Origin of the sequence: Spirulina subsalsa CS-330, assembly GCF_028330765.1 — a bacterium.
Taxonomy (GTDB): domain Bacteria; phylum Cyanobacteriota; class Cyanobacteriia; order Cyanobacteriales; family Spirulinaceae; genus Spirulina; species Spirulina subsalsa_A.
In genome coordinates, this window is the sequence record NZ_JAQMTY010000071.1 from 1 (window position 1) to 5,218 (window position 5,218).

Below are 5,218 nucleotides of genomic sequence, written 5' to 3' on the forward strand. Positions count from 1 at the left end.
ATTTTGCTGCGCCGCCAGTACAACTGGACTTCGCTCGTGTAGGCTGTCTGATCCATCGTCTCGGGTGGGTCGTTGACCAAGGATTATACTAACATCAAGCCGTCCTAGAAGGACGGGGTTTCTACCCAAATTTTCGATGAGTATGGCAACCGAAAAAGTGACCTACTCGATACCGCGATTCTACGGGCTGCCGTTAAGATAATGGCATTAACCTACGTTTAACACGCCCTTGGCATGGTCACGTCTCGTTTAAAATTGCAGCGCTCCTCGATTCACACTCCCCTTTGCACGCAGCTTCCCACCGAAGAAGCGATCGCCTGCAAGGGCATCGAGATGATTTTCCAGAGTGGTTCCCAGCATGTTCAGGTGTTGAATGGCATTGATATCACCGTCAAACGGGGTGATATTCAACTCCTGATGGGGCCATCGGGGTCAGGCAAAACCACCCTCCTCACGATTCTTGCTGGACTGCTGACCCCGACCGCCGGACAAGTGATGCTGTTGGGTCATGACATCACGAAGATGACGCGATCGCAGTTGTCACAATTTCGCCTGCACCAAATTGGTTTCATTTTCCAAGGGTTTAACCTTTTTCCGGCCCTAACCGCCGTGGAAAATGTGGAACTCGCCCTGAAAATGAAAGGCACGCAACCCAACAGTAAAGCGCGGCACGCCGAAGCCGCCGAACTCCTCGATAAAGTTGGCCTCGGCCATAAGATTCACAGTTTCCCCCGCGATCTCTCCGGTGGACAACAGCAACGGGTGGCGATCGCGCGATCGCTCGTTGGCCATCCCTGTTTGATCATGGCAGACGAACCTACCGCCTCCCTCGATTCCAAAAGCGGTCATGCCGTGATCGACATCCTGCGCCGCCTGGCCAAAGACGAAGGCGCAACGGTGGTGATGGTCACCCACGATCCTCGGATTACCGATGTTGCCGATCGCATCTCCTACCTTGAAGATGGTGTGTTGTTGCGCGACGCTCCCAGCCACAATTAAGCCCTGATGTTGACCTTAACCGAGGTGACGAAACGCTACGGCGATCGCCTTGCGGTGGATGCCGTCACCCTCACCCTCAAACCAGGGGAAATCTACGGCCTGCTGGGGCCGAATGGAGCAGGGAAAACCACCTTAATTAATCTAATCTGCCATCTGCTCGTCCCGGAACAGGGGCGAATTGAATGGCAAGGTCAACCCATTGCCCAGGTTGCCCGCCGGGTGATCGGTGTTGCGCCCCAGGGTCAGTTGCTCTATCCGTCGCTGTCCGGTCGGGAGCATTTACAGTTTTTCGGGCGGCTCTATGGTTTGGGGCGATCGCAACGACGGCAACGGGTGGCAACCTGTCTAGAATTGGTGGGGTTGACGGAGGTGGCGACCCAGCCGGTGCAGGGTCTCAGTGGCGGGATGAAACAGCGGCTCAATTTAGCGATCGCCCTCATCCATCGCCCGCAATTGTTAATCCTTGATGAACCCACGGTGGGCCTCGATTTCGCCGCCCGTCAACGCCTCTGGGCAACGGTGCAAACCCTCCAAGCCGAGGGGATGACGATTCTCCTCACAACCCATCTCCTCCATGAGGCGGAACGCTATTGCGATCGCGTTGGCATTCTCCAGCAGGGGCGGTTAGTCACGTCGGGAACTCTAGACGAGTTGCGCCAACGCAGCGGGGCGCAAACCATTGTCCGTCTCTACCCCAGCGATCGCGCCGCCGCCGCCCACTATTGCCAAACCCTCGGCTATCACTACCACGAAACCCCCCGCGAGTTTCTGGTGTGGCTTCCTGATGATCCGGATTTCTCCACATTGTGCGATCGCTTTTCCGGCCTTGCCCTCGAAGGTCTCCACCGCGAAGCGATCGGGCTAGAACACCTCTATCAGGAATGGGTTAAGCCTTCCCCGGAAGCGTAACCGTTCAGATCATCGATGCCTGTCCTCACTCAATTCAACGGTGCGAGAGAGAGCGGGGAAGAGTTGGAGGGCGAAGGGGTCGATGGTGAGGGAGACGCGATCGCCTACGGTGAAGGGAATGCGGGCCATGGTGCGCACATTGAGGCGCTGACCGGAGGGAAGTTCGACACGATAGGATTGTTCGCGCCCCAAAAATTGCCGATCGCCAACTACCCCGATGCCGTTGGGGTCGTGGGCGATGCGAATTTGCTCTTGGCGGATCATTAATTCGGCGCGATCGCCCTCTAGTTCAGTGGCGATCTCAAACCGTCCCACTTCGGTCTCCCAACCGTCGGCGCGGCGCTGGGCGGGGAGAAAATTCGCTTGGGTGACAAATTCCGCCACAAAGCGCGATCGCGGTCGGTAATACACCGTTTCTGGCCTGTCGATCTGTTCTAACTGACCCTGCTGCATCACCCCCACGGCATCGGAAATGGCGAGGGCTTCCTCTTGGTCATGGGTGACGAAAATCGCCGATGTGCCCGCCGCTTTGAGGATGTGGCGCAGTTCTTGGCGGAGGTGCGATCGTACCTGCACATCTAAATTACTCAAGGGTTCATCCAACAGCACCAACGCCGGTCGGGGAGCCAACGCCCGCGCCAACGCCACCCGTTGCTGCTGCCCCCCCGATAACTGATAGGGATACCGTTGCCCCAACCCCTCCAACCCCACCAACTGCAACACCTCCCCGATCCGCTGCTGGGTGGCTTTTGTCAACTTGCCCGACCCTTGCAGCCCAAACGCAATATTTTCCCCCACCGTCAAATGAGGAAACAGGGCATAATCCTGAAACACCATGCCCACGCCACGCTTCTCCGGCGGAATCTCTCGCCCGTCTCCCACCACATAACGCCCATCAATCATCACCGTGCCATAATCCGGCTCTTCAAACCCGGCAATCAAGCGCAATAACGTGGTTTTACCGCAGCCTGACGGCCCGAGCAACGTCAAAATATCCCCTTGGCGCAGGTGGAATGACACCTCAGACACCGCCGCTTGGCGAGTATTGGCAAAGTGTTTAGCAAGTTTCTCAACAGCAAGGGTAATCGACGGGTCAGACATCACAAAAGGCGTAGATCAAAGGTGAATTGTACCCTAGCACCGTTGGGTGGCAGCATTCAGGGTGAGCCATCTAGACGGAATACAGGGGAGGGATTGAGATGGGGGAGTTAAGGAATTCCAAAAACTCTGGTCTCGGTTGAAGGATTGTACTATGATTTTAGAGCAATTATTGCGAGTAATTTTCATTAAGTTCCCTTAAGTCATTGGAGTTGTCCGCGCCTTGTCTAGTTTGTCCTTTCCTCGTCGCACCCAGAAAGCCTTTCAGGATGCTGTTGCTCATCTCCCGATCGCTACCTTAACCAGTGGCTGGACGTTACTCGTGGCGGCGATCGCTCTCCTGATTTCGATCCCGATTCTGGCGGTGATCAGCAGCATTTTCAGCGACTCCGGTGAGATCTGGCAGCACCTTGTTGCCACAGTTTTGCAGGATTATATTATCAACTCCCTCGTGCTGATGGTGGGGGTGGGGTTGGGGGTGCTGATCGTGGGAACCGGGGCGGCGTGGCTCGTGACCATGTGCCGCTTTCCGGGGAGCCGCTGGCTGGAATGGCTCTTGCTCTTGCCCCTGGCGGCTCCGGCCTATCTGCTGGCCTATCTCTATACCGAACTGCTGGAATATTACGGGCCCATCCAAACCGCATTACGGCAAACCTTCGGCTGGCAAAGGATTCAGGACTATTGGTTTCCCGATGTGCGGTCCATGGGAGGGGCGATCGCTCTCCTCGTCCTCGTGCTGTATCCCTACGTTTACCTCCTCGCCCGTGTCGCCTTTTTAGAACAATGCACCTGCACCCTCGAAGCCAGTCGCTCCCTGGGTTGTAATCCGTGGCGGGGGTTTTGGCGTGTTGCCCTTCCCCTCGCCCGTCCTTCCCTCGCCGCCGGCCTTGCCCTCGTCCTGATGGAAACCCTCAACGACTTCGGCACCGTGGAATTTTTCGGGATCACCACCTTCACCACGGGAATTTATCGCACCTGGCTCGGCATGGGGGAACGCACCGCCGCCGCCCAACTGGCCGCCGTCCTCCTCGGCTTTATCTTGATCCTGATTGCCCTCGAACGCTGGTCGCGTCGCCGCGCCAAATATTACCAAAACGCCGGCCATGCCAAACCCTTTCAGCCCTATCACCTCACAGGTTGGCGGGCCTGGGGGGCGTTGGGCGCTTGTGCTGTGCCGGTGCTGCTGGGCTGTGGGCTGCCCTTTGCCCTCTTGATTCAGATGACCCTCGCCCACTGGCAGGATACCGTCGATCAAACCTTTTGGACGCTGGCGGGCCATAGTGTGGTGTTGGCGGTGATTACGGCGCTGTTGGGGGTGGCGTTGGCGGTGGTGATGGCCTACGGTCAGCGGTTGCGGGGCAATTGGGCGATGAATGTGTCGGTGCGTTTGGCGGCGATGGGCTACGCAATTCCGGGGTCGGTGATTGCGGTGGGGACGTTGATTCCCCTGGGGCGGTTGGATAATGGGATTGATGCTTGGATGCGATCGCACTTCAACATCTCCACCGGCCTGCTGCTGAGTGGGACGATCACCGCCCTCGTCTTTGCCTATCTCGTGCGGTTCCTCGCGGTCTCCTTCAACACTGTGGAATCCAGCCTCAGCAAAATTCAACCCAACCTTGATGATGCCTCCCGCAGCTTAGGCCAAGGGCCGACGGCAACACTCCTGAAAGTCCATGTGCCGTTACTCCAAGGGGGGCTGCTCACCGCCGCCATGCTGATTTTTGTCGATGTGATGAAGGAATTACCCGCGACCTTGGTGATTCGGCCCTTTAACTTTGATACCTTGGCGGTGCGGGTCTATCAATACGCCTCCGATGAACGCTTGGCCGAAGCTGCTGCACCGGCCCTGGCGATCTTGGCGGTGGGGATGATTCCGGTGATTTTGCTCAGTGTGCAGATTGCGCGATCGCGCCACTGCTGATCGAAATCCAATGCCCCCTCACGTCACCGCCCAGCAAGGGCATTGATTCCCTGTTCCGAAGAGAAGGGGTAGGGGGTAACGATGCTCTCTCAATGTGGCCAGCGATTAGCAAATTGGTCAAAATAAGGACAGTTTTGCCCGTCAATCCCCTTTATCTTAAATGTGCAAAGAAGACTCCCACTATAAAGCGAGTCCGAGTAGAGTTACCGAAGGTAACGGCGGACGTGCCTTTTAGTGGCGAGATGAATTTGCACCAACAAACAAATCGAGCGACAGCGAGTCCTTTAA

4 protein-coding genes are annotated in these 5,218 nt (G+C 56.9%); 3 read left to right on the forward strand and 1 reads right to left on the reverse strand.

What is annotated here, in order from left to right; genetic code table 11:
• Positions 1 to 234 precede the first annotated feature (234 nt).
• Together PN477_RS04740 and PN477_RS04745 are read left to right on the forward strand one after the other, a co-directional pair.
• Positions 235 to 999, forward strand: a complete 765-nt coding sequence (locus tag PN477_RS04740) for an ABC transporter ATP-binding protein (protein ID WP_272115718.1) — start codon at positions 235 to 237, stop codon at positions 997 to 999.
• Between the two features lie 6 nt (positions 1,000 to 1,005).
• Positions 1,006 to 1,908: an ABC transporter ATP-binding protein gene (locus tag PN477_RS04745; protein WP_272115719.1), complete on the forward strand. Its 903-nt coding sequence runs from the start codon at positions 1,006 to 1,008 to the stop codon at positions 1,906 to 1,908.
• Between the two features lie 9 nt (positions 1,909 to 1,917).
• Here PN477_RS04745 and PN477_RS04750 read toward each other — a convergent pair whose 3' ends face one another.
• Positions 1,918 to 3,009: an ABC transporter ATP-binding protein gene (locus tag PN477_RS04750; RefSeq protein ID WP_272115720.1), complete on the reverse strand. Its 1,092-nt coding sequence runs from the start codon at positions 3,007 to 3,009 to the stop codon at positions 1,918 to 1,920.
• 286 nt (positions 3,010 to 3,295) lie between these two features.
• On the opposite strand from PN477_RS04750, the gene PN477_RS04755 reads away from it, so the two are divergent.
• Entirely contained in the window at positions 3,296 to 4,930 is a 1,635-nt protein-coding gene (locus PN477_RS04755) for an ABC transporter permease (RefSeq protein WP_417158751.1), read from the forward strand.
• The last annotated feature ends 288 nt before the right edge of the window (positions 4,931 to 5,218 follow it).